The following is a 4,007-nucleotide window of genomic DNA, read 5'->3' on the forward strand; positions in this document are numbered from 1 at the left end:
CAATAGAGCTGAACGTGCAGTAAAACCGTTTGTGATAGGCCGAAAAAATTGGTTATTTAGCCAAACGGCTAACGGTGCACATGCCAGTGCCGCCCTTTACAGTATTGTGGAAACCGCCAAAATAAATGGTCTAATCCCATTTGATTACATCATGGTTTGCCTTGATGAACTGTGTAAACCAGAACCCAATATCGATAGCTTGTTACCCTGGAATTTTAAACAGTAGGTGTGGTTCGCTAGACGGTTACCATTCCAGTGACACGCCACCCCTTTTATTTCACAAGAAGTATCCATGAGGGCTCGACGACGGCATCTGCTACATACGGAAGTGCAAATGCCGCGATCACATGGTCAATGATGTTCCAGACATCATAGTGACATTTCCCATATCCCTATGGGTCAGATATGAAAGAGCGGCCATGCCGTCAACGGTCACTTACATGCCAATGCTTAATTCAACCAACTCTCCAGTTATCTGTATGCCTTTTTATAAGCATACACTCTGCAAATTTAACAATGGATGGCTCGTTAAATTAACGTCTATCGCTTTGGTGTTGCGTGCTATTTGATAAAAAGATGCATATTCCGTCTTTGGTTTACTGGGCAACAACTCACTATTGTCGCTATTCACCATATGCTGTACGCTAGTTTAAATTTTTGATTGATAAACAACACTTAAGCAATTACTTAATCAATCAACGCTAGTCTGGTGTTAGCGAAAATCTCGCTAATAAAATATGGCGATATACAAATGAGTCAGGGAAGATCCGCTCTAGAAAAGCGAACAAGGCAAGGAAAAGCTTTCTATACCTCTCCTTAAAGATGCTCCCCCTCTGAACTAATTGTGATTCAGTTTAAGGTTTTACAAACCACAGACTGATAGCTTTATTATTGTTTTTATTAAAATTTATTGTCTGTATTTGCGGTCTGGTAGCAAGAGCCATGGGCGGTAGCGTGCTTCAATCCTAAGATAAAGCCACCATCACAGACCTGTCCCTAATACCCCCAAATTTATGAAGGAACATAAATGCAAGATGTCATGGTCAATCTTTATGATTGTAAACATTGTTCAGGAACAGGAACTTGTTCCAATGGAATCAATAACAGTTCATGTGAACGCTGCGCAAAACTAAACGAATTACCTATTTGGCGAAGAAGAAATCAATTTGGACTAATATGTGGTTCTTGCGGTGGAATTGGAAAAGCCGAACCTCTAACTGAACGAATTAATAAGAGGACTGCGCCAATCTTAGCAATCATGCTAGTGATGGCCTTACTCACAATCATCAGCCTAGCCGCCCTATTTGAAAACAAGCACTTCACCGAACTTCTTGCCTTTTCAAGTGCAATAATTGGCTCCATCTGCGGGTACTACTTCTCATCCTTAAAAACGGGTAAAGCATAACCACATTCGTTGGAGTTAAAATGCAGAATAAAGAAAAAATTGCGGTGTTCATTGATGCAGATAACGCGCCAGCCAAGAAGTTTGATGTGGTACTCGCTGAGCTTGCAAAACACGGATTAATCAGTATTCGAAAGGCTTATGGTAACTGGAAAAGCCCGAATCTAAAGCCTTGGGAAGATATCCTGCATGAATATGCCATTCAGCCTATTCAACAATTCGATTTAACCAAAGGTAAAAATGCCAGCGATATTGCTTTAGTTATTGATGCTATGGACATTCTTTACACTAAAGATATAGACATCATTTGCTTAATATCTTCGGATTGCGACTTTACTCCCCTTGTGACCAGAGCCTTAGCCGACGGTAAAACCGTTTTTGGTTTCGGAGAACGTAAAGCACCAGCCGCTTTTGTGAATAGTTGCTCTCGCTTCCTCTACCTCGACGCAGAACCTGTTGTTGTCGCAGAAGAAATAGAGGTGATATCAGAATTAACCCAGCTTCCACCAACGACACCTGACTCAATTAGTAAAACCAAGCAAGTTCAGCCTAAAACCGCGACACCGCAGAAATGTAATTTAAAAAGTGACTCCAAACTGCTCAATATGTTGCGTCAAGCCATAGAAGCAACCGAAGAGGAAGATGGCTGGGCTCAACTTGGCCCAATAGGATCACATATCTCAAATCACAGCTCTTTCGATCAGCGAAACTACGGATTTAAAAAACTCAGCGACCTATTTGCCGCAATAGATCTCTTCGAAATGCGTAAAACCCACGGCTCAGTGCTATGGGTAAGATATATAAAAAGAGCAAAGAAGAATGGGAAGTAAAACAGACTCTGTTACAACTAACAAAGACACTATCATAATGTTTTAATTACTAGTTTTCTCAATAACACAACCAAACATTAAACTTATATTCGATATATTATTAGTAATAATATGGTGATTAAATGCTTCATAAAGTTAGCCCTAGAGAACAAAGTGGTAGAGACGCGTTTAGCAGATTTAAAGCCCAAGCTAAATCTGCTGCAATCGCATCATTATCAATTTTAGACAAAGATGGAGTTGATAGAGTTTACTGCGATCTTCATGACGACTTTGTTGTCAGGAAAATAGGAAAAAATAGAATTGGCTACATATTTTACCAAGTAAAGACTAACAAAAAACAAAACCACAACTGGACTCTTAATGAACTATTTGGTCTTTTAACACAAAAGAAAAAAATAAAAGTTCAAGATCCAGAAAAAATAAAAGATAGCTTTTTAGGAAAAATGTTGCTCCACACAATAGTTTTTGACACTTATTGTAATTCAGTTGTTTTTCAGACTAACATTAATACACACGACGATGTAGAAATTTTATATCACGATATTATTGATGGAAAATTTGAAAATAAATTCACAAAGATACTAGTCGAAAATTTCAAAGAAATATATAAAGGGAAATGCAATTCAGAAATACCTGAAGAAGATATTAAAAAGAAGCTTTCAAAAATAAGGTTCGAGACAGACGTTCAACATTTAAAATTAAACGATGAGACATTCGAAAGTCTAACCAGAGACAAAATTTATAGATTCAGCGAGATAGAATTAAAATACACTGAATCAAAAATGATTATTATGAAGCTTTTGGAGCTAATTGAACGGAAGTCATCTGGTGTAATCCAAGAAATTACCGCAGAATTGATTGAAAGTAAAGCAGCTGTATCAATTGATGATTTGTTATCAATCATGAGCATTTCTAAGGGTGCATATAATATTTTAACTGAAGGTGGTGATGATAAAGCAATAAAAAATGCATCAATTATTCAAAGAATGTTAGAGTCTAGCGGTGCGAATGAATCACATATTGAATACTGTAGTAGATGTAAAACAGATTGGGATCTCTGGGTTAGACATAATAGACATACAATCCCAGAGTTTGAATTTCAACAAATTTCATTTTCGGTGCAATCTATACTAAATGATATATATACAAAAGGAACACCTATTATCCTTAAGGATTTAGGGAGGTTAGCAACCAATCTAAATCACGAACTTAATAAGTGCAACTTATTATTCGATTTGAATAACAATCTATTATTCGGCGCATTATTGTCAGAAATTGTTAGGATGAAATCATGAATTTTGATGATTTTTTTGATAGCATATCAAATGAGACTATCCATTTTAATACAAAGAACAATGAAGATAATCACACTCAATTCCTAAGCAATGAAGCTCTTTTTCAGCTACCACTAATCAGTATTATTATCTTGTTACTGGCAAAAGATAGACGTAAACCTCTAGTCGCTGAAATAGGACAATTAGTTGGTGAAAGTATTGAGTCAAGTTTACCTGGATTTAAAGGCTCAGCTCTGAAGGATCCCCTCATAAATCAGCCATAGCATAGCCATATTTGAGCAACTGATTGGCGAATAATACCCAGGCCGCCAGCAATTCTTTCTCCGTGATTTGATAATCAGGCCGCCTGAGTACCTCCAATCCCAAGCGAATCGTTGAGAGTACCGTTCGATGCCCAATGGTATTGGCCTGAAAATGCTTATCCCAGCCCTGTTGCTGTGCGTGTAAACCAACTAGCCACAACAGGCATTGAACCATCAA

General features: G+C 37.7%; 5 protein-coding genes and 1 pseudogene. 5 read left to right on the top strand and 1 reads right to left on the bottom strand.

What is annotated here, in order from left to right:
* The 5 genes from L5M38_RS23775 to L5M38_RS23795 all read left to right on the top strand — a co-directional run.
* A partial coding sequence (locus L5M38_RS23775; RefSeq protein ID WP_263180492.1) for a transposase domain-containing protein occupies positions 1-226 on the top strand: 226 nt, incomplete at its 5' end.
* A gap of 801 nt (positions 227-1,027) precedes the next feature.
* Positions 1,028-1,405, top strand: coding sequence for a molecular chaperone DnaJ (locus L5M38_RS23780; RefSeq protein ID WP_263180511.1), 378 nt, complete (start codon positions 1,028-1,030; stop codon positions 1,403-1,405).
* A gap of 20 nt (positions 1,406-1,425) precedes the next feature.
* A complete protein-coding gene (locus tag L5M38_RS23785) occupies positions 1,426-2,232 on the top strand; it encodes an NYN domain-containing protein (protein WP_063883613.1) in 807 nt (268 codons plus the stop codon).
* 122 nt (positions 2,233-2,354) lie between these two features.
* The gene (locus L5M38_RS23790; protein ID WP_263180514.1) at positions 2,355-3,527 is read left to right on the top strand and encodes a DUF4297 domain-containing protein; all 1,173 of its coding nucleotides are present in this window, start codon (positions 2,355-2,357) and stop codon (positions 3,525-3,527) included.
* The gene (locus L5M38_RS23795) at positions 3,524-3,790 is read left to right on the top strand and encodes a hypothetical protein (RefSeq protein WP_263180515.1); all 267 of its coding nucleotides are present in this window, start codon (positions 3,524-3,526) and stop codon (positions 3,788-3,790) included. Before L5M38_RS23790 ends, L5M38_RS23795 begins: the two co-directional genes overlap by 4 nt.
* On the opposite strand, the pseudogene L5M38_RS23800 reads toward L5M38_RS23795, so the two are convergent.
* Positions 3,774-4,007: pseudogene (locus L5M38_RS23800) on the bottom strand (IS4 family transposase); the annotation flags it as partial. The gene L5M38_RS23795 and the pseudogene L5M38_RS23800 overlap by 17 nt on opposite strands.

This window comes from Shewanella sp. SM101, assembly GCF_025654465.1.
Taxonomy (GTDB): Bacteria; Pseudomonadota; Gammaproteobacteria; order Enterobacterales; family Shewanellaceae; genus Shewanella; species Shewanella oncorhynchi.

Coding starts and splice junctions, on each gene's coding strand:
- L5M38_RS23785 (WP_063883613.1), top strand. CDS start 1,426: ATGCAGAATAAAGAAAAAATTGCGGTGTTCATTGATGCAGATAACGCG.
- L5M38_RS23790 (WP_263180514.1), top strand. CDS start 2,355: ATGCTTCATAAAGTTAGCCCTAGAGAACAAAGTGGTAGAGACGCGTTT.
- L5M38_RS23795 (WP_263180515.1), top strand. CDS start 3,524: ATGAATTTTGATGATTTTTTTGATAGCATATCAAATGAGACTATCCAT.
- L5M38_RS23780 (WP_263180511.1), top strand. CDS start 1,028: ATGCAAGATGTCATGGTCAATCTTTATGATTGTAAACATTGTTCAGGA.